The organism is Streptomyces sp. BE303 (assembly GCF_036290945.1).
Lineage (GTDB): Bacteria > Actinomycetota > Actinomycetes > Streptomycetales > Streptomycetaceae > Kitasatospora.
On record NZ_JAQYWZ010000891.1, the window covers coordinates 67217 to 89758 of the forward strand.

A 22542-nucleotide genomic window follows, 5' to 3' on the forward strand; every position below is an offset into this window, starting at 1 on the left:
GAATGACCAGCACATTTCCGTCACTCGTTCGATATGCCGGAAAGATCACCTCCGTCGCGCTCGTCATCGGCGCGAAAGTGTGACGGTTCGTCGGCGATTTCGGACAGATTGTCAGGACCCTTGGCATCAAGGCCCAGTGGCGCTACGGTCGTCGCCAACGACCCGACGAGGGGGCGTGGCCGCGATTCCGCCGGCGACCCGGCAGAGCCTCTGACCTCCACGTTGTCAGATACCTGACACCCCCTGGAGCGCACGGAACCCCCGCCCCGGAGGGCCTGACGGTCCGCCCCGGAGGGCACCGGTCCGGGCACGGCGGGCGGGAGCCGCCCCGGGCAGGGGCCAGAATGTACGCCATGTCACGACGACGCCCCGCGCCCCGCGCCGCCGCGCCCGCGCCCCGCCTGCTGCCCTCCTCCCCCTGCCCGTGCGGCCTGCCCGGCACGTACGGGGAGTGCTGCGGCCTCCTGCACCGCGGGCAGGCCGCCGCCACCACCGCCGAGGCCCTGATGCGCTCGCGGTTCAGCGCCTTCGCCGCCCGCGACGAGGCCTACCTGCTGCGCACCTGGCACCCCGACACCCGGCCGGACTCGGTCGAGTTCGACGCGGGGCTGCGCTGGGTGCGCCTGGAGGTGCTCTCCGGCTCCGAGGGCGGGCCGTTCCACAGCGAGGGCACGGTCGCCTTCCGCGCCCACTACGTCGAGGGCCGGGAGGAGGGGGTTCTCACCGAGCACAGCCGCTTCGTCCGGCACGAGGGCGCCTGGGTGTACCTCGACGCCCTCTCGCTCGACTGAACCGCCCACCCCGGGGCGGGCGGGCCCGCAGCGCTACAGGTAGTCGTCCAGCCGGGCCAGCGCGAAGCCCTGCGCGGTGACCTCGTCGACCACCTTGCGGAGCAGGTCGGTCATGGTGCCCGGCCACAGGTCGGTGCCCCGGAAGTGGGTGAGGATGATGTCGCCCGAGTGGAGCCGCTGGTCGAGCTGGCGGTACTCCATCCGGTCGGGGAACGCCTCCTCGTTCCAGAGCGGCACCGCCTCGATGCCGCAGGAGGCGGCGGCCCGCAGGGTGTCCTCGTTGTACTCCCCGTACGGGGGCCGGAACAGGCGTGGACGAGCGCCGATCTGCTGCTCCAGCTGGTCCTGCTGGCGGCAGATCTCGTCGCGCTGCGTCTCGTACCCGAGGACCTTGAGGTTGCGGTGGTTGATCGTGTGGTTGTTCACCGCGTCACCCTGGGCCGCGAGCTGGCGGAAGTAGCCGTAGTCGGAGCGGGCCAGGTAGTCGGCGACGAAGGTCGACAGCGGGATCCCGAGTTCGGCGGCCATCCGGTTGAACTCCGGGTCCTTCTCGGCACCGTCGTCGACCGTGAGGAAGACGATCTCCTGCTCGGTGGGCACCCGGTACACCACCGGCGGCAGGCCCTCCGCGAGCTTCACCCCCTGCCCGGCGCGCAGCTCCGGGCGGCCGGCCGGGCGCGGCGGAGCTGCCAGCGGCGGGCGCTCCAGGCCCCAGCGGCGCGCGGTCTCCAGCGCGGTCCGGACCGTCGCGGCCTTGCGGGCCACCGCCTCGCTGCTGGTCTCCTCCTCCGCCCGCGCCGGCCCCGGCAGCGACAGCGGCACGGCGGGCGGGCGCGGCCCGTCCCGGTCGGCCGCCGCACCGGTCCCGGTCACCGCGCCCGCCCCGGCCACCGCGGGCTCCGGAGCCGCCGAACCCCCGGCCGGCCCGCCGCAGCCCGCCGCCACGACGGCCGCCAGGCACACCGCGGCGGCCAGCCCCGCACGGCTCCGGTGACGCCCGGCCAAACCTTCGCTAATACGACAATCTGATGGTCTGTCCATAGCCCCACTGCTCCCCCGCCACGCCCACACCCCAACCCCCCCATCACCCGCCCGGAGCAGCGGCGGAGCGGCGACGGAACAGTGCGGCAATCCCCAGTCGGCCCGGGCCCCTGACGCACGTCGGCGTACTTCCTTCGCCATAAGCATGACTCGCACCACGGTTGAGAAGCTCGCTGCCGTCATCGACTTGCGGCTCGGGGCGAAAATCCTGATACCGAAGGAATCTCCCGGAGAAATTGATCGATTCAAGGCCGATGCCAATAACGGATTCATTGAGCGTCTTGTGTGCCATGAACGCCGCGTCAGGGCGGTCCAGGTCGTCGGCCACAGGTGTCAACTCGACGAGAGAATTTCGGTGGCGGATACGGTGACCGGTCGCCGAACTCACGCCGACCGGGAACACACCGGATCCGTCCGAGGCGAACACCGCCCGCCAGACCGTCACGGCCCCCTTCAACCGGCATCCCGACCAGGCATTCCGAGTCCGCGAACTCCTCGGCATGCCCACCGGCGACCCGGCCCTGAACGTCACCCGCAGCCGCCCGGGACGCCTCACCCTCCAAGGATTCCTCACTCAACCCGAACGAAGCTCCGACCAGAAGCGGACTTGACGCACTCCGAGGACGAAGCCGGGAAGTCGATGGGCCCTCCGCGCGCCAGGACCTGGGGCAGGGTCGGCTGCTCCCCGGTCGTGCGGGTGCGCCGCCGGGGAGCCGGCCGGGTCTCCCTGGCAGGGCTCAGCTGCCACAAGGCCGGTCGGCCGTCCCGAATGGACTGGCCGACCACCTCCCGGCTCCCCTCGTACGCGCCGGACCTCAACCCACGGCAGGGCATCCGATCGCCGGTCAAGGGCACCCCCTCGGCAACCTCGCCGCAGCAACCGTCGGCCAGTCCGCCCGAGCCGTCAAGCGCGGCCTGACGCAGATCCAGTAAGACCCTCACCTCATCGACGGAGCCCTTGCCGCCACCGGCCTGATCATGGACGGCCGACCGGCGGTGGTCACGAATTCAACTTCAGCACCACGGATTCGGTCTTTCACCAGTGGGCACATCGCCTGATCGAACACGCCATCACCCTTTGCGTGGATCTTCACCTACGGGGCGAGTGCGAAATCCGTAGGCGGACGACTGAATTCCGCCGCGAATTACCAACCGGCTCACAGCGCGGTCAGGAACCTGGAATTTATCGACTTGAATGCATATCGCACCGAAGGCGCCTCAAAAGTAGATATTGCGGGGAAAATGGGAGGATTGCCGCGCCACACCATAGTGGTTCGAGCACGTTGGGTCTTGAGTGCGGCGCCCGGCGCTGCTACGGTCAACTCGACCGCAAACAATTGCGGCGCGACTCGGTGGTTTTGCCGAGTCAATCGACGGGAGACGAGATGGAAATGCTTGCGTTTCTGAACAGGAAATCCCGCGCTATCGGTTCTGCTTTTGCGCTGGTCGGGGTGGCGGCCTCCTCGCTGCTCGGAATGACGACCTCCGCGTCCGCGGCGAGCTACGCCCCGGCCTCAGACCCCACCCTCACCCGGATCACCGCCAAGGCGGACGGCAAGAACATCGCGAGCTCCCAGCTCGCAGGCGTCCAGTGGCAGAACGTCAACAGCGGCAAGTGCCTTGTGACCCAAGGGTTCGGCGACAGCAGTGCCTTCCAGTTCACCTGTGCGGGGTACGCCGACCAGCAGTGGAACCTCGTTCCGGATTCCTCCGGCCAGTTCTTCCAGCTCAAGAACGTCCACAGCAGCAAGTGCCTCGCGGCCCAGGGATTCGGCGATAGCGGCGCCTTCCAGTCCACTTGTGCGGGGTTCGCTGACCAGTTCTGGGCGGTGTACGTCAATTCTTCCGGTCAGTACAAGTTCCAGAACGCGAACAGTGGCAAGTGCCTTCTCGTCCAGGGGGGCGCCGACAACAACCCGGTGGTTCAGTACACGTGCCTCAACTTTCCGGACCAGCTGTGGTGGTGAACCAGGCTGGTGGATGACCTCCCGGTCTCCCCAGAAGAAGCCGCCCGCCTCGGAGTAGGAAAACCGCCGGCCAGCCGGCCGACGTGGGAGCTCGATACCTATGAGAGAGGGATCCCCATGCAGCCGCTCTGGCTGAATGGGGGCATCTCGGCAGCGCCCTCCACGCCTGCGGGCCGGAGCTGACCAGGCTCCAGCCCGGTCGGGCGCGATCCGGTCTGTCAGTCCCGGGCATCAGCAACATGGTGCCCGGGACTGCCATGCTCACGCGCCCGCCGAAGTGAAGCGCACCGGCTCCCGGTGGCGTCGCTCCCGACCGGCCTCACCCGGACCGGCCCAGGGCGCTGACCTGCGGTGGGGAGTTTCGCCGACCTGGTGGTGAGTTTCGGCCCGGGGCGCAGGTGAGTTTGCGTGCCTCGGCCCGGACCGCCAGTTCAGCGGCCGGCTGGAACGGCTGGGCGCAGTCCGCTCGGGTGGCGGAGAAATCGGGCCTGTGGTCGGGGCCGTGCCGGCGGCGTTCTCGGGCGCCGACGCGGCCGGGACCACGACCCCGATGATCAGCCCCAGCACGTCGACGGCCAGTTCACGCCTGAGTCCCGGTGCCCTCTTCTTCGCGTCCAGTCCCGTCGTGGTCTTCGGGACGCCCGCGGCAGCACGCACGGACCGGGTGTCGATAGCAAAGAGGGACGGGTCCTCCGATCGGCGGGTCCGCTCCCTGGGACCAGTCGATGTACGGGACCTCGTTGCCGGCCAGGACGGTCTCGGCGAGGCCGGGCACGGCGTGGAAGCCGAACCACCACGGGGTGCCGCCCGCGACGACGTGTTCCGCTCCGGGCAGGCGGCCGAGCAGTGCCTCCATCACGACCAGGCACCGGACGAGGCCGGGCCGGCGCAGCCGACGCCGACGTTCAGGACCGTCCGGGCGTCCCCCAGCGCGTCCCAGACCCTCTCGGCAATCCGCGGCTCGGTGCGCCGCGTCGCCGGGTAGTCGGATCCGATGGCTTCGTACAACTGCGCTCCGAACACTTTCAGTTGCTCCTCCGGTGTCGTCCTGATCCCCATGGCCCGCGCCTCCGGCTCCCTGTCGATCGCCGCCACCGTGGCGACGGCGCGGTCGCGCTGTTCCAGCACCAGGCCGCGCAGCCGGCGCAGGTGCGCGACCGCGTCGGTGGTCGGGTCGTCCACCAGATCCGCGATCTCCCGCAGTCCGAAGCCCAGCCGACGGGAGGCGAGCACCTCCCGCAGCCGCTCCGCGTCCGCCGCCGCGTAGGCCCGGTACCCGGCCCCGGTCCGCGCGGACGGCTGCACGAGACCGATCCCGTCGTAGTGGTGCAACGTGCGGACACTCACGCCGGCCAACTCGGCCACACGCCCCACGGTCAGGTGCTCCTCCACGCCGCCGACGATGCCGCATGACGCCGCGTGAGGGTCGAGCACCCCACTCCCGCCCCCGCAGCCACCCCGCCATCCAGGGTGATCGCGGTCCCGGCTCCCCGCCCTTCCTCGGGGGACACGAGGGACGGGGTCCTACCTCCGGCAGCTCGGGCCGCGGCCGTGGCGAAGCCCCGGCTGTCGAGCCGGCACTCCATCAGAACGAACCGCCTGACAGGTCCGCCGTGCACGCGCCAGGATGGGCCCACCGGTTGTGCATCTACACGGAACTCAGTTCACAGGGAGCATCGTGCAGCCTCTAGAGTTTCTGGGAATCATCCCGAACACCCCGACCGAGGACTCACCGACCATCTGGCGCGACCCGGAGAACGGGGACCTGCTCATCCAGTCCTACAAGGCGGGCGAGGAAGATCTGCGCCGGTGCGAGGAGGTCGACTCGATCCCCGGCCACTCCACCAAGGTCCCCGAGCACGAGACCGTGATCCGGCTCCCCGAAGTCATGATCCAGTTCATCCTCGCCCTGGGCGAGGGCACAAAGGAGTGACGTGACATCGCCCACCCGTGAAGGGCTGGCCAAGGCCACGCGAACAGCCGTCCACCTGGAGATGCGTGACGCCTACGGTGCGAGCGATCCCGAGTTCCAGAGGTGGCGGCAGGGCCACCGCTACACGCCCGAGGACCGACCCGAGTGGTTCCGGACGTGGGGGGCCGCGGTCCAGGAGGCGGTGTCCCGGGGTGTCGCCGTGCAACGGCTCCGGATCGTCTCCGAGCCGGTCACCGACTACGTCAAGTACGAGCACCACGTCACCTACCTCAACGTCGCGGTCGGCGAGCAGGTCCGCTGGCTCCGGCGCGCGAGGATCAGGGCCACGGCCCTTCCCGCCAACGACTTCTGGCTGTTCGACGGCGCACAGGCCGTCGTCAACCACTTCACCGGAGACGGCGAGATCAGTCGTCGCGAGGTTGTCGGCGAAGCCGAGGAACCGGAGCTGGTGCGCTTCTTCGCTTCGGCCTTTCGTTCACTCTGGGACCTCGCCACCCCCCACCAGGAGTACGAGCCCGAGTAGTCAAGTGTCATGCGAACCTCTCGCTCATCGAGCGTCCAGCAGGCCCGGAAGGTACTGGCCGACCGGCTGCGCGAACTTCGCCGGCAATCCGGCCTGACCGGACTCGCCCTGGCCGCACGCTGCGGTTGGCACAAGTCCAAGGTGTCCCGCATCGAGAACGCCATCACGGCGCCGTCCGAACAGGACATCCGTGACTGGTGCCACGCCTGCAATGCCGATGACCGGACGAACGACCTGGCCGCGAGCCTCCAGTCCGTCGACGGCATGTTCGTGGAGTGGAAGCGGATGGAGCGCACGGGACTCAGGAGGGCACAGGAAGCCGTCCTCCCTCTGTTCGAGCGGACCAGTCGCTTCCGCTGTTACCAACCGGGCATCGTCCCGGGCTTGTTGCAGACACGCGCCTACACAACGGCGATGCTCCGCGCCACGCAGAGGCGGCGGGTCGCCGTGGACGACGTCGAGGCCGCTGTCGAGGTTCGTATGGACCGGCAACTCCTCCTCGGCGACCCTCAACGGACCTTCGCCTTCCTGATCGAAGAGGCGGTCCTGCTGTCGGGCCTGGCGGGTGAAGCGGCCGCTGCCGAGCAGCTCGGGCACCTGCTGGCGCGCGCGTCCCTCCCGAACGTGAGCCTCGGAATCATTCCTCATCGCCGCGACCGCGTGTCCATGCACGTCGAGGGCTTCTGGCTCTTCGACAACGCCCAGGTCAATGTCGAGCTTGTCTCCGGGTACCTCACGATCACCCAGCCGTCAGAGATCGCCCTGTACGCCGAACGGTACCGGGACCTCTCCGCTTCCGCCGTCTACGGGCCGGCCGCTCGTGAGTTGATCAGACGGGCTACAGACACCCTCGGGTGATCGGCGTGCAACTGTGTGCAACTCGCTGGAGAGCGGTCGTACGCACCTCCTACGGTCTATCACGCACCCCCCGGGCGGATCTGACGGGCCGGGTTGCTCCACCTCGCACCTCTGCTCGCCCACCTCGGGCGAGCAGAGCCAACCCGATCGGAGAGGCACATGAGCACCGCCACCATCGAGCCCAGCGCCGAGCTGGCCGAACTGGGCAGGTTCTTCACGATCGCCGCACGCCGGATCGATGCGGGCGAGACCGCGCCGGAGATGTTCTCCGCCGCCATCGACTCCGCGTGGCACACCCTCGTCGCGGACCCGGCCGCACACGACGCGTTCGTGCTCCAGCACGCCGGCCGCAGGCTCGAACACGTCGAGACGAAGGGCTTCGGTCCCATCACGTGGGTGGCCGCGTACGAGGAGGCGTACGGGCCGCTGCCGGACATCTGGTTCACGAGCGCCGACGGCACCGTGAACACCGCAGCCCTCACGCAGTACCGGGAGACCGGAACCGTCGTCGCCGAGTGGGACTGTGGCCCCGAGCCCGGCGACGGCGACGACCTGGCCCCGGCGACGCCCCACCAGTGATCACAGCACCATGTGACGGAGCGTCCCGGCCGACCGCCGGGGCGCTCCGCCTCACCGAAGCCCGGACGGAGAACCCGACCAGCATCGACGTGGACGCCTACCTCACCGGGCTGTACGAGCACTGTCCGTTCCTGCGCCCGTCCACCCGACGGGGCATGACCGGGTGGACCGTCTACGAGATCGCCCCCGGCAGCCGCCGGTACGCCGTGGAAGCCGAGTTGTTCTACGCCGGAGTGCAGGCCGCAGAATGGGTCCGCCCGCTGATGGGGCGCCCGTACGGTGTTCTCACCTGCGAGAACGTGGTGCTGGTCGGGCACTGCGAGGGCGCGGACCACCGGGAGCTGACGGCCTGGCCGCACTGGGCGCTGAAGAACCTGTACGGGCCGGTCGGGGTCATGTTCGGCAAGTTCACCCAGGGCGCCGTCGAGACCGGCCGGCGCGGCCGGAGCATTCCGCCACCGTCCTTCTCGTTCCTCCCGGTACGGGCCGGGGTCCGGCCTCTGGACCCGAGGTTCCTGGAGGCTACGCCCGACCTCGCGACGGCACTGTCCGTGGCGGTCGACGACGGGCGAAACGTCTTCGAGCACATCCCTTGCGAATGGAAGGCAGTCAGAGAATGGGCGAGTTCACTTCCGATGCCGCAGAGGCGCTGACGGTCGCGGAGGCGATCTGCGGTCCCCTGAAGCTGGAAGAGATCAGTGATCGGCGGGGCTCGGCGGTGTGGAAGGCCAGCGGCCCGCGCGGGGTGGTGGGCATCAAGCTCGGCGCCGGCGAGGCCGCCGAGGTCACCGCCCGCGAAGCCTCCGTACTGGACCAGATCCCCGGCTACACCGTGACGGCCGGCCGCTTCGACGGCGGGGTGTGGTACGTCACCCCGTGGTTGGTCGGGCCGTCCACCTGGGACGTGTTCCGGCCTGTCCGCAAGGGCACCGGAGGACGGGACGAAGCCCTGGAAGCCGCGGTCGCGCTGTGCCGCGCCGTCGCGGACCTGCACCGGGCCGGTTGGGTGCACGGCGACCTCCAGCCCCAGCACGGTATTCACACCGAGGGCGGTGTCCGTCTCCTGGACTTCGCCTGGTCCCGGCATGTCGGTATCACCCCGTGGCGGACGTTCGGCGGAACGATGGTCCACCTCACCGCCCCTGAACTGGCTGCCCGGATCCTCGACGGCCCGCAGCCCGTCAACACGACCCGACCCGCCGACGTGTACGCCCTCGCCGGCACCCTGTGGACCTGCATCACCGGGGAGTGGCCACTGGACTACGAGGCCGGCGGAGTCGACAAGGACGCCCCGGTCGAGGAAAAGCTCAGGGCCATCGCCCGTCGAGCCGTCCCGATGTCCACCGTGATGCCGTGGCCCTCCCTCCAGGCCCGCCTGCGGTACGTCCTGCTCGCCGGTCCCGACGACCGGCCGAGCGCCGCCGAGCTGAAGATGCTTGTCGAGGCGGTCAGCGGGTGATCGCCCTACGGGAGCTGATCCCGGGCGACGCCGACGCGGTCCGGCTCGTCTACGGTCCCGAATCGGTCAGGTTCCTGGGACGGGGACCGATGAACACCTCCGAAGCCCGGGAGTACGTGGCCTGCGCCCTGACGGCGGCAGAACGCCGCCCACGCGGGCTGTACACACTCGGCCTGGCCGAGGACGGCGACCTTCTCGGGATCGTCAAACTCCACCTGGACCGCCCGACCGCGACCATCAGCTACATCCTGCGCGCGGACGCTTGGGAACGGGGCCACGCCACTGAGGGTGTTCGGAGGATCCTCGCCCTGGGGCTCGGCCACCTGGGACTGCCGGAGATCCACGCCAAGCACCGACCGGACAACCTCGCCTCCGGCCGGGTCCTCCGCAAGGCGGGCTTCACACCCACCGGGGTCCACGCCGAGTTCGCGACCTACGCAATTCGGCCTCCCCAGAGGGGCGTCATCCCCACCCTGTCCAACCGGGCGTCCGGTGTCCGGCATGATCGAAAACGGCTCGCAGCCGGGGCCGCGGGGCACCGATAATGCGCGCATGACGAACAGCACGCCACGCGGCACCGCGGAATCCTGGACCGTTTCGGCCGCCGACGTCGGCTCCCCGGAGGCCCTGGCGCTGCTGCGGGAGTACTACGTGGACGTCGCCAACCGGTACTACCGGCTCCACCTCGGCCGGGAGGGCACCGCGCAGGAGATCGAGACCGGGCTGGCCGACTCGCCCAGCGACGACCTCGCCCCGCCCACCGGGGTGTTCCTGCTCGGGCGGTACGACGGCGCGGCCGACGCCTGCGCCGGCCTGCGGGTGCTCGACCCCCGGACGGTGGAGCTGACCAGAGTGTACGTACGCCCTTCGCGGCGCGGCACCGGCGGGGGCGCGCAGCTGCTGGCCGCCGTCGACGAGGCGGCCCGGGAGCTCGGCGCCGCGCGGGTCGTGCTCGACACCCGTCTCGACCTGGTCGAGGCCCGCACGCTGTACCTGCGGCACGGCTACCGGGACATTCCCGCCTACAGCACCAGCCCCTACGCCGAGGTCTGGTACGGCAAGGACCTCGCGCCCGGCCGGACGGACCGCGCGGCCGGGGGCTCCGCCCCGGCCGGACGCAGCGTGCCGGCACCGGCCGTCGGCGGGCACCGTGCAGACCGTTGAGCTGCTCTGCGACGCGCCGTTCGACCGCGCCGTGCGGACGGTCTGGCAGCGGCTGGCGGACGGCGGCGTGGACAGCCTCGCGCACAACACCCACCCCGGTCACCGCCCGCACCTGACCCTGGCCTCGTGCGCCCGGATGCCCGACGGCGCCACCGAGCGGCTCGACCGGCTGCTCCGCGACGCCCTGCCCCTGACGGTCCGGCTGACCGGCCTGCTCTCGTTCAGCGCGCGCAGCCGGCGGCGGGTGCTGAGCCTGCCGGTGGTGCCGACCCTCGATCTGGTCCTGTTGCACCACCGCGTCTGGGAGGCGCTGGACGGGGCCGAGGACCCGGACCAGCACTACGTGCCGGGCCGCTGGTCCCCGCATCTGTCGCTCACCCGCCGCCTCACCCCCGAGGACGTCGCCCTCGCCCACACCCTGCTCGGCCGTCACCCCGACCACGTCGGCAGCTTCGACGCGGCCCGCAGTTTCGACTCCGAGACGCAGCTGGCCCGTCCACTGGGTGCGGGGTGAGGGGCGGATCGCCGAACGCCCCGCGATCCGCGCCGACCTGACGTACCGTCAGTTCGGCGCGGAGGCCGGGGCCTCCAGGGCTGCCGCGAGTTCGGCGGCGTCGGGCGGGTTGGCGCCGGGGCGGGAGACGGTCAGCGCCGCCGCGGTGGCGGCCCGGGTCAGTGCCTCGTCGAGACCCGCTCCGGTGTGGCGGGCGTGGAGCAGCGCGGCCGTGAAGGCGTCGCCGGCGCCGACGGTGTCGGCGACCTCGACCGGGCGGGCCGGTACCTCGCTGCGGCGACCGTCGGCGGTGACGGCGAAGGCGCCGTCGGGCCCGAGCGTGACCGCGACGGTGGCCGGGCCGAGGCCGAGCCAGTGGCGGGCGACGTCCTCGGGGTCACGGCCCGGGTAGAGCCAGGCGAGGTCCTCGTCGCTCGCCTTGACGAGGTCGCTGAGCCCGACGCACCGTTCGACCCGGCGGACGGCCTCGTCACGCCCTCCCAGCAGCGCGGGCCGGACGTTCGGGTCGTAGCTGACGCCCGCACGGCCTCGCCAGTGCTCCACCAGCGCGAGCACCGAGGCCGCGCCGGGCTCCGTGACTGCGGCGATCGAGCCGATGTGCAGGTGGCCGGGCGGGTGCGGGAGTTCACCGGCCGGGAGGGTCCAGCCGATGTCGAAGGTGTAGCGGGCCCGCCCCTCGCCGTCGAGCCGGACCACCGCGGAGGGGGTGCGCAGCCCCTCCGCCGGGCCTGCGAGGACGGCGACGCCGGCCGACTCCAGGTGGGCCCGGATCAAGCCGCCGTAGGGGTCGTCGCCGAGCTGGGTCAGCAGGGCGGCCGGCAGCCCGAGCCGGGCCAGCCCGTACGCGACGTTGGCCGGGCTGCCGCCGGGGTGGACGGTGTCGGGCGCGCCGTCGGTGCGGACGACGTCGGCGACGCATTCGCCGATCACCACGAAGTGCGGGCTGGTCACGGGGCTGCTCCTGCCGGTCCGGGGCACCGACGGGGCTGCTGGGCGGCCGGCACGGCTGCCCAGCCTACGAGGCGGCGGACCGGCGCGGTCCGGCGCGGACGGCGGGCGCGCGGACAGCGGCTGCACCACCGGCGGACGCGGGCGGGCCGGGCGGGAGCAGCGGGGCGGTCGGTCGGGGACGGCCGCAGGGGTGCGGCCGGGGAGCGCGGGTGCGACCGTAGGCATGAGTACGGCCGCCGGACCTGGCCAGGTTCTCCGGCGACCGTGGCCCCGCCCGTCAGGGGGTGGGGCTCTTCGAACCTATGACACTGCGCAGCCGCTCGGCTACCGCACTGGTCCGTCCGAGGGACGGCCGCGTGTCGTGCGGCGGCGGCAGGGTCGACGGGAGCGAACGGACTGGGGGTTGTCGGACCCCTCTGCTACGTTCCGTGTCCGGAAGGTCGCTCTGCGGGACCGGGCCGCGCCCGGGCCGTGGAGCGCGCCGTACGACACGAGAGAGGTGATCACCTTGTCGAGGTGCCGCTCCGCCCTTGCCGCCGCCCTCGCCCTCACCGCCACCGCCCTGCTCGGCCTCGCCCCGCCGGTCTCGGCCGTCCCGGTACCGGGCGCGGACGTGGGAGCGGAGGCGACCGCGGGCACCGGGGACCCGGTGTTCCCCTCGCTCGGCACGACCGACTACGACGCGCTCGCCTACGACCTCGCCCTCACGTACCGGGCCGACACCCGCACCGTGGACGGCACCACCGTGCTGACCGCCCGGGCGCTCACGGCGCTGCGCAGCCTGGAGCTGGACGCCCTGGGGCTGACCGTGCACGCGGTCCGGGTCGACGGCCGGCCGGCGGAGTTCCGCACGCACGACGAGAAGCTGACCGTGGTACCCGCCCGGCCCGTGCGGCGCGGCGCGGCCCTGCGGGTGGAGGTCGCCTACACGGCCGATCCGCGGGCCGCGCTGCCGCACACCGGCTGGGTGGTGACACCCGACGGCTTCGCGGTGGCGGGCCAGCCGGACGGCGCGCACACCGTCTTCCCGTGCAACGACCGCCCCGGCGACAAGGCCCGCTTCGCCATCGCCGTCACCGCGCCGGACGGTCTGTACGGCGTGGCCAACGGACTGCTCGCCGCCACCGAGCCGAACACCGACGGCACCACCACGCGGCGCTACCGCTCACGGGAGCCGATGGCGACCGAGCTGGTCCAGATGTCGGTGGGCCGGTACACGGTGCGTGAGAGCCGGGGCCCGGGCGGGCTGCCGCTGCGGGACGTCGTCCCCACCGCGCGCGCCGCCGCGCTGGAGCCCGCCCTCGCGCTGACCCCCGGACAGCTCGCCTGGGCGGAGGCGCACCTCGGCCGGTTCCCGTTCGAGACGTACGGCCTGATGCCCGCCGACACGGACGACCCGGCGGCGTTCGACTTCACCGGGCTGGAGACGCAGACGCTCACGCTCTACAAGCCGAACTTCCTCCGCCAGCCCGAGCACCTGATCGGCTCGCACATGGTGCACGAGCTGGTGCACTCCTGGTTCGGCAACAGCGTCTCCCCCGGCACCTGGGCCGACCTCTGGCTGAACGAGGGCCACGCCGACTTCTACGGCCTGATGTACCGCTACGAGCGCGGTTGGCCGGACTCGTCCGGCTACACCACCCTCGCGGACCGGATGCGGTCGGTGTACGCCAAGGGCGACCAGTGGCGCCACGACTCCGGCCCGGTCGCCGCCCCGACCGCCGCCACCCTCTTCGACAGCCAGCGGTACACCGGCGGAGCGCTGGTCCTGTTCGCCCTGCGGGAGCGGGTCGGCGCCGAGGTGTTCGACCGGATCGAGCGGGCCTTCCTCCAGCGCCACCGGAACGGCAGCGCCACCACCGCCGACTTCCTGCGGACCGCCGACGAGGTCTCCGGGCAGCAGCTGAGCGGGTTCCTGACGGAGTGGCTGTACGGCGAGCACACCCCGCCGATGCCGGGCCACCCGGGCTGGACGGTGGACCAGGTGGAACGCGCCGCCCGCCGGAGCACCGAGGCACCGCGCGGCTCCGGAACGCTCTGACACCCGGAGCGCGCTCCACACGGACCGCTCCGGACCTGGGCCGCGATGAAGCTGTGCCGCCCTGGACCTGGGCGGCTCTGAACCTGGGCGGCTCCGGATCCCCGCCGGTTCGGTCCTCCGAACCGGCGGCCCGGACCGGTCGGGCGGACCGACGCGCCGGGTCGGTGCGCCCTGGCGCCGTCCGAGCGCCCCTGGACGGCCCCGGCGGACGCGCGGATCGTGGTGTCCACGGCCCGCCCGCCGCCCGGCAAAGTCCCGGCCGGCTCGCGGGCCGTCCACCGTTCGGGAACGGACCACCGTTTCGAGAACCGGTCACCGGACGCGACTCCCACCGCCGCGCGGGACCGGGGGGCGCCGTACGGGGCGGTTCCCGGTTCACCTACCGTGGAGCCGACCCCTGCCGGGTCGCAGGCCTACGGCCGGGCGACGGCGGAACGGACACCGCCCGTCCGGCCGGGGCTCGGAATGTCACTGCGTCGAGGCAACCGGAAACCCGGTCCAACGCGTTCAGCAGCCGTGAGAACGACAGCGAGGACACGGCGGCCACGGCCGACCTGCAGGGCCTCCGTCGCCGGCACGGCGGCGGAGGCGACCGAGACAACGGCGGAAACGGCATGGCGGGGGCAGCAGGATGAGGGACGCGACACCGGACTTCGAGGAGTTCGTCGCCGCCCGCAGCCCTCGGCTGCTCCGGATGGCGTGGCTGCTCACGGGCGATCCGCATCTGGCCGAGGATCTGTTGCAGACCGCGCTCGCCAAGGTCTGGCCCCGTTGGGAGCAGATCTCCATCGACCGGCCCGAGGCGTACGTCCGGCGGGTGCTGGTGAACTCGCACGTCTCCTGGTGGCGCCGGCGCTGGCACGGGGAACTGCCGCACGACCGGCTGCCCGAGCCGCCGACCGACGCGGACCCGTTCGAGGACGTGGTGGTCGGCCAGGTGGTGGCCGCCGCCGTCCGGGCACTGCCGGCGCGGCAGCGGGCCGTCGTGGTGCTGAGATTCTTCGAGGACCTCAGTGTGGAGGAGACCTCCGAGGTCCTGGGTTGTTCCCCGGGCACGGTCAAGAGTCAGACGCACCGCGCCCTTCAGGCCCTGCGGGGCAAGATGCCCACCCGCGAGCTTCTGCTGCACGGAGGACACCGTGACGGGGCGTGAGTCCGACCCGGACGACGGCAGGCCGACCGGCCCCGAGGTCGAGGACGAACTGCGGATCCTGCTCCACCTGGCCGCCCCTCACCTCACGGCGCCCGACGACCGGATGGCCAGGGTCCGCGAGCGGGCCGCCCGGACCCGGCGGCGGCGCCGCACCGCCGCCCTCTCGACCGGGCTGGCCGTCGGCCTGACCGCCGCCGTGCTGGCCGCCGCCCCTGCCCTGGCACCGGGCCCCCCGGGTACGGCGCTCGCTCCGGGGTCCTCCGGACCCGTCGCGCCCGGCTCGGTGCCCCCGGGCGCGTCAGCGAGTGCGTCACCGGATGCCGCCCCGAGCGCGTCACCGAGCCGCAGCACCGGATCGGACACCGGCGGGCCGGTCAGGTTCCCCGAGCTGGACGGGGTGATCATCGACATCCCGCCCGACTGGTACCGGCTGTCGGTCCCCGGCACCGACAACCGGAAGGACGACACCGCGTACGCGCGCGGCTACACCGCCAGCCAGCCCCTCGTCGGCGAGCTGGGGTGCCCGACCAGGAACGGGACCAGGGAACGGGTCTGCCTGGCCGACGGGGCGCTCGACGCCGGCGGGATGCTGGTCGGCCTCACGCTCGTCCGGGACCCGGTGGTGACGGGCGAGCAGAAGGGCCAGACGGGGCCCCTCTTCTACGCGGTACCCGAGAAGTCCTGTGTCGTCCAGGGCGGAACCCGTACGCTCCGGGGATACCGGACGGTGCAGGCGCCGTCCGGGCCGGCGGTCGTCGAGCTGACCGCGTGCCTGCGCGTGTCGGACGCCGTGTCGGTGCTGGCGGTGGAGCGGATCCTCGACTCGATCCGGGTGAACGGCGGGGCCGTGGACGCCCCGACCATCGCCCCCGAGTGACGGCGGGCCGGGGCCGGGCAGCCGGAGCGAGCCGGGGCGGCCGGGGCGGGACAGCCGGGGGCGGCCCGTAACCCGAGTGGCGCAGCGTCGTTGGACAGGGCATGAAGAAGCGCAGCATGCTCGCCGTCGCCTCGCTCGCCGTGGGCGTCGTGGCCTCCCTGACCGCTCCCAGCGCCCACGCCTCCGCCGTCGGCGGGCAGGGTGACCTCGCCGGGCCGCTCCAGGGCGCGCTGCCGGCCTCGGCGCCGGACGCGCTGCCCGGCCAGGTCGGAGACGCCGGCGGGGTGGTCGGGGAGGCGACCGGGTACGTGACGGGCCAGGCGCCCGGGCTGGTAGGGCTGCCCTCCTGACACTCGACCTGACCTCGACCTGACACTCGGCCGGACGCTCCTGCGGACCGTGGGCGCAACGGTCGGTCACGCGGGCGCGGTCGCCCCGCCGATGACCCTGGCCGGACCGCGTGGTCCGGCCGGGGATCAGCCGAGCGGCGCGCCGAGGTCCTGGGTCCAGTAGAGGCCGGCCGGGCCGCCGGCCACGCCGATGCCGACGTCCTTGAAGGCGCAGTCCAGCATGTTCGACTGGTGGATCCCGCCGTCCATCCAGCGGGAGAAGACGACGGCCGGGGCGCTCGGTCCCCGGTCGAGGTTCTCGCCCCACTGCGACCAGCGGTAGCCGGCCGCTCCCAGCCGGGAGTCCGCGCGGGTGCCGTCCGGACTGATGTGGTCGAAGAACGCGCGCGCCACCATGTCCTCGGAGTGCTTCTGGGCGGCCGCGTGCAGCTTGGGGTCGATCCGCAGCGGGCCGCAGCCGATCCTGGCACGCTCGGCGTTGACCAGGTCCACCAGCTGGCGCTCCGGGCTGGGCGGCGGAGTGGCCGAACGGCTGCTGCTCGGGTTCACCGTGGCCGGCGGTGTGCTCGGCACGGGCGGCTCGACGGGCGCGGGCACGGCAGCGGCCGTGACGGTCGGGGACGGCACCGCGCTCGGGGTCTCCGGCCGGGGCTCCGGCGGTGCGGGTATCGAGACCGTCGACGGCGTGTCGGGGGCGGCGGCGGGGGTGGTCGGTTCGGGCACGGTCTCGCCGGGCTGCGGGTGGTGGGGCCAGACCATGGCGAGTGTCGCCGCCGCCAGCACGGCCGCCGTTCCGCCGGCCAGGACGGTCTTCCGACGGGCGAACTCGGCCCAGCCGCCGTGCCCTCCGGCCGGGTCGGCCGGGGGCGCACCGGAGCCGCCGGGCGCCGTGGCGCCGGACCCGGTCCCTCCGGAGCCGGCGGGCGGAGCGGCCGAGGCGGCGGAGGCGGCCTGAAGGGCGAGCCCGGTCGGGGAGTCCATCGGGACGGGGACCAGGGCCAGACCGGCCAGCAGTCCCTCGGCCGGGAAGAGGTCGCGGCCCAGTCCGTCGCAGGCGGCGCAGGCCCGGATGTGCCGGGCGATCCGCTTGCGCCAGACCGAGTCGGGCGCGCCGTCCCATCCTCCGGTGAGTTCGGCCAGTTCGGGGCACCGCGGGTAGGCGGTCAGCGCACGGACCACCACCCGGCCCGCCTCCAGTTGCTTCTTCATCCGCTGCACCCGGACGGCGGTGTGCTGGGGAGTCAGGTCGAGCGCGGCGGCCAGCTCGGCGCGGGTGAGTTCACCGCTCGCCTCCAGCCACCAGAGGGCGAGCAGTTCCTGGTCGTCCGGGTCCAGCCAGCGGGTGGCCTCGGCGACCTCCCGGCGCTGGCCGGAGAGGCCGAGCCGGAGGATGGTCAGATCGGTGAAGTCCGCGCGGGGGTCGGCCAGCTCCCAGGTCTCGTCGAGACCGCCCACGGCGGCCTGCTGCTGCCCGGTCGACCGCCGACGGACCTGGTTCATGGTGATCGCGACCAGCCAGGAGCGGAACGCCTCGGGGTCGCGCAGGCCGTCCAGGCCGTCGAGGGCCCGGATCATCGTCTCCTGCGCGACGTCGTCCACGTCGGCATGGCCGTTCAGCGCCCGGCCGGCAACGTTGTAGACCAGCGGGAGCCAGGCGGCGACCAGCGCTTCCCGCGCCTGCGGGTCGCCCGCCTGGGCCGCGAGCACCAGGGTCGTCCCGGTCCTGCTCTGCACGTCAACGTTCATGGGTCCGCACTCCGTCTTGCTGTCGTCCGTCCGCCGCTGCCTCCTCGGAGACCTTCGGGGAGTGCTCAGATAACAACAATTCGCGCGGATTCGGAAAATCCGAGGTCAGCGGGGGTCCGCCCCGATCGGCCCCGGCCCCGACCCCTGCCGCCGGGGCCGAACGCGGGACCGGATCCGGGACGCGGGACACGGGGCGCGGTCACGACGGTGAGGCGAAGACCTGCGTCCACCAGGGGCCGCCGGATCCGGTCCGGACGCCCACACCGATCTGCTTGAAGGAGCAGTTGAGGATGTTGGCCCGGTGCCCGGGGCTGTTCATCCACGACTCCATGACCGCCGCCGGGTCCTTCTGGCCGCGCGCGATGTTCTCGCCCCAGCTGCTCCAGCGGTAGCCGGTCGCCTCGATGCGCTGGTCGGCGTGGTTGCCCTCGGGGCTGGCGTGGTCGAAGTAGCTGCGGGTCGCCATGTCCTCGCTGTGGACCTGGGCGGCGGTGTTCAGCCGGGAGTCCACGGTGAGCGGCCCGCAGCCGGCCTGGGCGCGCCGGGTGTTGACCAGGTCCGCCACCTGCTGCGCGTACTGGCTGTTCGACCCACCGGGTCCGGCGGTGGAGGTCGGCCGGGCGCTGGTCGCGGACGGCTTGGCGGGGGCGGTGGTGACGGTCGTGGCGGCGGGAGACTCCGGCTTCGCGGTGGCGGTCGCGGAGGTGCTCGCGGCGGGGTTGCGCGGCGTGCCGGAGCCGGAGGCGGGCGCGGCCGAGCCGGACGGACCGGGCACGACCGCGGAGGCCGACGGCGACGGCGTCGTCGACGGCGCGGTGGACGTGCCACCGGTGGCCGGGGCCGCGGTCGCGGCGCGGGCCGGGTCACCGGAGGCCGGGGAGGCCGCGGCCACGGCGGCCGGGTCGACGGCGCCGGCCCCGGGGACCTGGATGCCGTCGTGGTCGCCGGCCTCGGCCGCGATCAGCGCCTCGTAGGCCACGGCCTGCTGCCCGCCGTCGGTGCCCTCCTCGCCGCGGTACACCGCGAATCCGGCGCCGGCCAGCGCGGCTATCACCCCGGTCCCCGCGACGGCTGCGACCACCGCCACGATCGGTCCGAGGCCGCCGCGCCGCCGGCCGCGGCGGCCGGACCCGCGACGCCGTGCGACGGCCCGCCGCGCGGCGCGTCCACCGACGCCGTCCTGGCGTCCGGTCGCGGGGAGGATGGTCGTCCGGTCTTCGCTGTTCACCTGCGCACGCTTCCTGTATCCGGGTCCGTCGGGAGGGTGCCGACACCTGGGAGACCCCGCGGCGGAGGGGGGATAACAGAAAGTACGAACGAATTTCCGAAGCATCTCGGCCAGGCGCGGCAAGGGTACGCGGTCGCGGTCAGGCCGCCCGTCGACGGGCCCGCTTCGCCTCGCGGTCGACCGCCCAGGCGTCGGCGACCGGCCCGAGGTGACCGAGCTTGTCGGGGTTGATCACGCGGCGGACGGTCTGGATCCGCCCGTCCAGCACATCGAGGACCACGACGTACGGTGCGCATCCCTCCGACGCGTACCCCCGTCCGGCGGTTCGACGGCCTGCCCTCCCCCACGTGCGGCGGGGCCGGCCGTATGCCGCTACCCCCGTGGGGGTATCTGCGCCGAGGGCTTCCTCGGGTTCTGGCCCACCGCCCTCGACACGGAGGGGGCCGACCCGCGCGACGTGGGCTTCGCGAGGTGGCTCGTCGACACCGAGAAGGCGGTGCTCTCCTCCACGCTCCGCGAGGCGCCCTGGGAGCGCACGACGATCGTCGACGGACCGACCGCCGAGATACTCGCGGATCTGAGGTCCGCCGAGGGCGGCGACATCCTCGTGCTCTCCGGCGCGAGCGTCATCAAGGCCCTGCCGGCGGCCGACCTCGTCGACCGTCTGGCGCTCACGGTCTTCCCCGTCTTCCTCGGCGGCGGCCCCCGACTCTTCGACGACGGCCTGCCCACCGGGACGTGGACACTCGTCAGTCAGGCCGCGGGCGAGCACGGCACGGTGGCCGTGGTCCACGACCGGGCCCGCCGAGTCGGGCGCCCGGCCCGCCCGGCCCGGCCACGGACCGGCGCCCCTGCGACCCGACGACCCGGCCGGTCAGTGCCCCGTCTCGGGGGCGGAGGCCGCCGGGGGCATGTCGTAGGTGACGAACATCGTGCGGACGGCGACCTGGTCGTACTTGCTGCGGGCCCGGTGGTTGTCGTCGGCGGTGATCCACCGGACCGTGTTCCAGCCCCGTTCGGCGGCGATCCCGCGCAGGCGGGCGAGCAACGCGTCGACCGCGCCGCCGCCGCGGACGGCCGGGGCGACGAAGAGGTCGTCGAGGAAGCCGGCGACGGCGCCGTGCAGGGGGCGGACGAAGGGGCGGTAGTGGGCCAGGCCGACCGGGGTGCCGTCGGTGTCGCGGACCAGCAGGCCGTCCAGCTCGTGGGCGGGGTCGGTGAGCCACGACCAGACCAGCTCGGCCTTCTCCTCCGGGCACGGGACCCGGTAGAACGCGCAGTACCCCCGGAACAGCTCCCGCCAGGCGGCGAAGTCCCCGCTGTCCGGGGCGTCCACGGTCCAGCGGGCGGGGGTGGTCTCGGACGTCATGGCGGGCTCCCCGGGTAGCTGCGGTCCTGGTGCGGTCCTGGCGCGGTCCTGGTGCGGTCCTGCGGTCGCGGGACAGCATGACGGACCGTCGGTTCGGAGCCGATCGACAGTCCGGCCAAGTACGGTCCCGCCCTCACTCCACCGCGGCAGCGGACAGGACGGCAGGACGGCAGGGCGGCAGGGCGGCAGGGCGGCGCGGAACGGGGCAGCGCGACCGCCCGGCACCGCCGACCGGGAGCGGGACGGGCGGCAGCGGGGCGTGTCCGCCGCGCGCGATCGGTCCGCGTCGTCGATGCTGGACCCCGCCCGCCCACCCGTTCCCCCGTTCCCCGAGGAGCCCGCGATGCTGCTCCGGCACCTGGCCCTGACCTCCCGAGCCGTCGCGGCCGAGCCGGGCCGCCGGGCCAAGACCGAACTGCTCGCGGACTGCCTGCGCGGCCTCGGCCCCGAGGAGGCCCCGGCGGCGGTTGCACTGCTCTCCGGCGAGTCCCAGCGGATGCGGACCGGCATCGGACCGGCCGCCCTGCGCGATCTGCCGCCCGCCGGGGCCGAGCCCGTGCTCGGGGTCCGGGAGACGGAGCGGATCCTGGAGGAGATCTCCGCCGTGCACGGCACGGGCGCCCAGGCCGAGCGGCGCCGGCTGCTGGCGGGCCTCTTCGAGCGGGCCACCGAGGCCGAACAGACCTTCCTCCGCGCGGTCCTGATCGGGGACCTGCGCCAGGGCGCGCTGGACGCGGTGGTGGCCGATGCCGTGGCGCGCGCCGCCGGGGTGCCGGCGGCGGCCGTGCGCCGGGCGCTGATGTTCCGGGGCTCGGCGCGGGCGGTCGCGGCGGCGGCGCTGACCGGCGGCGTGCCGGCGCTGGACGCGTTCCGGCTGGAGGTGGGCCGCCCGGTCCGGCCGATGCTGGCGGCCTCGGCGCCGGACGTCGGGACCGCCCTGGAGCGGATCGACGGCCCGGCGGCACTGGAGTGGAAGCTGGACGGCATCCGGCTCCAGGTGCACCGGGACGGCGGCGAGGTGGCGGCCTTCACCCGCTCGCTGGACGACATCACCGCGCGGGTCCCCGAGGTGGTGGAGGCCGCCCTGGCCCTGCCGGTCCGGTCTGCCGTGCTGGACGGCGAGGCGATCGCGCTCGGCCCCGACGGCCGCCCGCGCCCCTTCCAGGAGACCGCCGCCCGGACCGCCGCCCGCCGGGACCCGGAACGCCTGCGCGCCGAGGTCCCGCTCAGCGTGCACTTCTTCGACCTGCTGCACCGGGACGGCGAGGACCTGGTGGACCGGCCCGGCCGGGAACGCTGGGCCGCCCTGACCGGGGCCGTCCCGGAGGACCTGCGGGTGGCGCGCGCCGAGACCGACGACGGCGACGAGGCGCTGGCCTTCTTCCGGGCCACCCTCGCGCGCGGACACGAAGGGGTGCTGGTCAAGGACCCGGCGGCCGGCTACCGGGCGGGCCGGCGCGGCGCCGGATGGATCAAGGTCAAGCCCCGGCACACCCTGGACCTGGTGGTGCTGGCCGCCGAGTGGGGCAGCGGGCGGCGGAGCGGCCTCCTCAGCAACCTGCACCTCGGTGCCCGCGCGGGCACCGAACCGGGGCTGGGGCCGTGGGTGATGCTCGGCAAGACCTTCAAGGGGCTGACCGACGAGACCCTCGCCTGGCAGACCGCGGCGCTGCTCGCCCGTGAGGTCGAGCGGGACGCGTGGACGGTACGGGTGCGGCCGGAGCTGGTGGTGGAGATCGCCTTCGACGGTGTGCAGCGCAGTCCCCGCTACCCGGCCGGGCTGGCGCTCCGCTTCGCCCGGGTGGTGCGCTACCGGAGCGACAAGCCCGCGGCCGAGGCGGACACCGTGGCCGCCGTCCGGGAGATCGCCGCCGCCGAAGGGCTGTGAGGACGCCGCGCGACCGGGCCGGGCCACCCGGGCCGGTCGGCCCGCCACTCCGTCCGATCCGCAATCAAACGTCGGTTTTGCCACACGCGTTCACCGAGCAGTGGCAAACC

Annotated in this window: 22 protein-coding genes and 6 pseudogenes; 18 read left to right on the forward strand and 10 right to left on the reverse strand. The window is 73.2% G+C overall.

The features are described 5' to 3' along the window. Window positions 1-353: 353 nt before the first annotated feature. A complete protein-coding gene (locus tag PUR56_RS33890) occupies window positions 354-791 on the forward strand; it encodes a YchJ family protein (RefSeq protein ID WP_329951756.1) in 438 nt (145 codons plus the stop codon). Window positions 792-824: 33 nt separating this feature from the next. Here the strand turns inward: PUR56_RS33890 and PUR56_RS33895 are convergent, their stop codons facing one another. Continuing rightward, window positions 825-1796 carry a polysaccharide deacetylase family protein gene (locus PUR56_RS33895; protein ID WP_329951757.1) on the reverse strand — a complete coding sequence of 324 codons (972 nt, stop codon included), beginning with the start codon at window positions 1794-1796 and terminating at the stop codon, window positions 825-827. Between the two features lie 79 nt (window positions 1797-1875). Then, the gene (locus tag PUR56_RS33900) at window positions 1876-2277 is read right to left on the reverse strand and encodes an AbfB domain-containing protein (protein ID WP_329951758.1); all 402 of its coding nucleotides are present in this window, start codon (window positions 2275-2277) and stop codon (window positions 1876-1878) included. A gap of 174 nt (window positions 2278-2451) precedes the next feature. Between PUR56_RS33900 and PUR56_RS43680 the strand changes: the two are divergent. Beyond that, a pseudogene (locus PUR56_RS43680) lies at window positions 2452-2765 on the forward strand (IS630 family transposase); the annotation flags it as partial. 452 nt (window positions 2766-3217) lie between these two features. Then, the gene (locus PUR56_RS33905; protein ID WP_329951759.1) at window positions 3218-3799 is read left to right on the forward strand and encodes an RICIN domain-containing protein; all 582 of its coding nucleotides are present in this window, start codon (window positions 3218-3220) and stop codon (window positions 3797-3799) included. Between the two features lie 504 nt (window positions 3800-4303). On the opposite strand, the pseudogene PUR56_RS33910 reads toward PUR56_RS33905, so the two are convergent. The 3 pseudogenes from PUR56_RS33910 to PUR56_RS33920 form a co-directional block, all read right to left on the reverse strand. Next, window positions 4304-4513 (reverse strand): annotated as a pseudogene (locus PUR56_RS33910) (IS5/IS1182 family transposase); the annotation flags it as partial. Window positions 4514-4517: 4 nt separating this feature from the next. Beyond that, a pseudogene (locus PUR56_RS33915) lies at window positions 4518-4691 on the reverse strand (alpha/beta hydrolase); the annotation flags it as partial. After that, window positions 4691-5164 (reverse strand): annotated as a pseudogene (locus PUR56_RS33920) (MerR family transcriptional regulator); the annotation flags it as partial. The pseudogenes PUR56_RS33915 and PUR56_RS33920, both read right to left, overlap by 1 nt. 313 nt (window positions 5165-5477) lie before the next feature. Here PUR56_RS33920 and PUR56_RS33925 point away from each other — a divergent pair. The 9 genes from PUR56_RS33925 (at window position 5478) to PUR56_RS33965 (ending at window position 10829) form a co-directional block, all read left to right on the forward strand. Continuing rightward, a complete protein-coding gene (locus tag PUR56_RS33925) occupies window positions 5478-5732 on the forward strand; it encodes a hypothetical protein (RefSeq protein ID WP_443034606.1) in 255 nt (84 codons plus the stop codon). Window position 5733: 1 nt separating this feature from the next. Further along, window positions 5734-6255 (forward strand): DUF6879 family protein, encoded by a 522-nt coding sequence (locus PUR56_RS33930; protein ID WP_329951761.1) that lies wholly within the window; start codon window positions 5734-5736, stop codon window positions 6253-6255. 9 nt (window positions 6256-6264) lie between these two features. Beyond that, entirely contained in the window at window positions 6265-7113 is an 849-nt protein-coding gene (locus tag PUR56_RS33935; RefSeq protein ID WP_329951762.1) for a helix-turn-helix domain-containing protein, read from the forward strand. Between the two features lie 159 nt (window positions 7114-7272). Further along, window positions 7273-7692: a hypothetical protein gene (locus tag PUR56_RS33940; protein WP_329951763.1), complete on the forward strand. Its 420-nt coding sequence runs from the start codon at window positions 7273-7275 to the stop codon at window positions 7690-7692. Further along, window positions 7689-8345 carry a hypothetical protein gene (locus tag PUR56_RS33945; RefSeq protein WP_329951764.1) on the forward strand — a complete coding sequence of 219 codons (657 nt, stop codon included), beginning with the start codon at window positions 7689-7691 and terminating at the stop codon, window positions 8343-8345. Before PUR56_RS33940 ends, PUR56_RS33945 begins: the two co-directional genes overlap by 4 nt. Then, entirely contained in the window at window positions 8309-9151 is an 843-nt protein-coding gene (locus PUR56_RS33950) for a protein kinase domain-containing protein (protein WP_329951765.1), read from the forward strand. Before PUR56_RS33945 ends, PUR56_RS33950 begins: the two co-directional genes overlap by 37 nt. Further along, window positions 9148-9696: a GNAT family N-acetyltransferase gene (locus tag PUR56_RS33955; RefSeq protein WP_329951766.1), complete on the forward strand. Its 549-nt coding sequence runs from the start codon at window positions 9148-9150 to the stop codon at window positions 9694-9696. Before PUR56_RS33950 ends, PUR56_RS33955 begins: the two co-directional genes overlap by 4 nt. A 7-nt stretch (window positions 9697-9703) precedes the next feature. After that, a complete protein-coding gene (locus PUR56_RS33960) occupies window positions 9704-10315 on the forward strand; it encodes a GNAT family N-acetyltransferase (protein ID WP_329951767.1) in 612 nt (203 codons plus the stop codon). Beyond that, window positions 10302-10829 carry a 2'-5' RNA ligase family protein gene (locus PUR56_RS33965; RefSeq protein WP_329951768.1) on the forward strand — a complete coding sequence of 176 codons (528 nt, stop codon included), beginning with the start codon at window positions 10302-10304 and terminating at the stop codon, window positions 10827-10829. Before PUR56_RS33960 ends, PUR56_RS33965 begins: the two co-directional genes overlap by 14 nt. Window positions 10830-10877: 48 nt before the next feature. On the opposite strand, the gene PUR56_RS33970 is transcribed toward PUR56_RS33965, so the two are convergent. Then, window positions 10878-11780: a carbohydrate kinase family protein gene (locus PUR56_RS33970; RefSeq protein WP_329951769.1), complete on the reverse strand. Its 903-nt coding sequence runs from the start codon at window positions 11778-11780 to the stop codon at window positions 10878-10880. A 499-nt stretch (window positions 11781-12279) separates the two neighbouring features. Here PUR56_RS33970 and PUR56_RS33975 point away from each other — a divergent pair, with 499 nt between their 5' ends. The 4 genes from PUR56_RS33975 (at window position 12280) to PUR56_RS33990 (ending at window position 16201) form a co-directional block, all read left to right on the forward strand. Then, the gene (locus PUR56_RS33975; RefSeq protein ID WP_443034607.1) at window positions 12280-13821 is read left to right on the forward strand and encodes a M1 family metallopeptidase; all 1542 of its coding nucleotides are present in this window, start codon (window positions 12280-12282) and stop codon (window positions 13819-13821) included. A gap of 631 nt (window positions 13822-14452) precedes the next feature. After that, window positions 14453-14974 carry a SigE family RNA polymerase sigma factor gene (locus PUR56_RS33980; protein WP_329879245.1) on the forward strand — a complete coding sequence of 174 codons (522 nt, stop codon included), beginning with the start codon at window positions 14453-14455 and terminating at the stop codon, window positions 14972-14974. Next, complete coding sequence (locus tag PUR56_RS33985) at window positions 14961-15851, forward strand: hypothetical protein (RefSeq protein ID WP_329951771.1); 891 nt, start codon at window positions 14961-14963, stop codon at window positions 15849-15851. The genes PUR56_RS33980 and PUR56_RS33985 overlap by 14 nt, the downstream gene beginning before the upstream one ends. Window positions 15852-15952: 101 nt before the next feature. After that, the gene (locus tag PUR56_RS33990) at window positions 15953-16201 is read left to right on the forward strand and encodes a hypothetical protein (protein ID WP_329879247.1); all 249 of its coding nucleotides are present in this window, start codon (window positions 15953-15955) and stop codon (window positions 16199-16201) included. 126 nt (window positions 16202-16327) lie between these two features. Here PUR56_RS33990 and PUR56_RS33995 read toward each other — a convergent pair whose 3' ends face one another. The 3 genes and pseudogenes from PUR56_RS33995 to PUR56_RS34005 form a co-directional block, all read right to left on the reverse strand. Then, window positions 16328-17947 carry a sigma-70 family RNA polymerase sigma factor gene (locus tag PUR56_RS33995; RefSeq protein WP_329951772.1) on the reverse strand — a complete coding sequence of 540 codons (1620 nt, stop codon included), beginning with the start codon at window positions 17945-17947 and terminating at the stop codon, window positions 16328-16330. Between the two features lie 199 nt (window positions 17948-18146). Beyond that, on the reverse strand, window positions 18147-19175 hold the full coding sequence (locus tag PUR56_RS34000; protein ID WP_329951773.1) for a CAP domain-containing protein: 1029 nt from the start codon (window positions 19173-19175) through the stop codon (window positions 18147-18149). Between the two features lie 139 nt (window positions 19176-19314). Further along, a pseudogene (locus tag PUR56_RS34005) lies at window positions 19315-19452 on the reverse strand (RNA polymerase subunit sigma-24); the annotation flags it as partial. 219 nt (window positions 19453-19671) lie between these two features. Here PUR56_RS34005 and PUR56_RS43685 point away from each other — a divergent pair. Then, window positions 19672-19923: pseudogene (locus tag PUR56_RS43685) on the forward strand (dihydrofolate reductase family protein); the annotation flags it as partial. A 126-nt stretch (window positions 19924-20049) separates the two neighbouring features. Here the strand turns inward: PUR56_RS43685 and PUR56_RS34015 are convergent. Beyond that, a complete protein-coding gene (locus PUR56_RS34015) occupies window positions 20050-20544 on the reverse strand; it encodes a GNAT family N-acetyltransferase (protein WP_329951774.1) in 495 nt (164 codons plus the stop codon). A gap of 343 nt (window positions 20545-20887) precedes the next feature. Between PUR56_RS34015 and PUR56_RS34020 the strand changes: the two genes are divergently transcribed. Then, window positions 20888-22432 (forward strand): ATP-dependent DNA ligase, encoded by a 1545-nt coding sequence (locus PUR56_RS34020; RefSeq protein ID WP_329951775.1) that lies wholly within the window; start codon window positions 20888-20890, stop codon window positions 22430-22432. Window positions 22433-22542 lie beyond the last annotated feature (110 nt).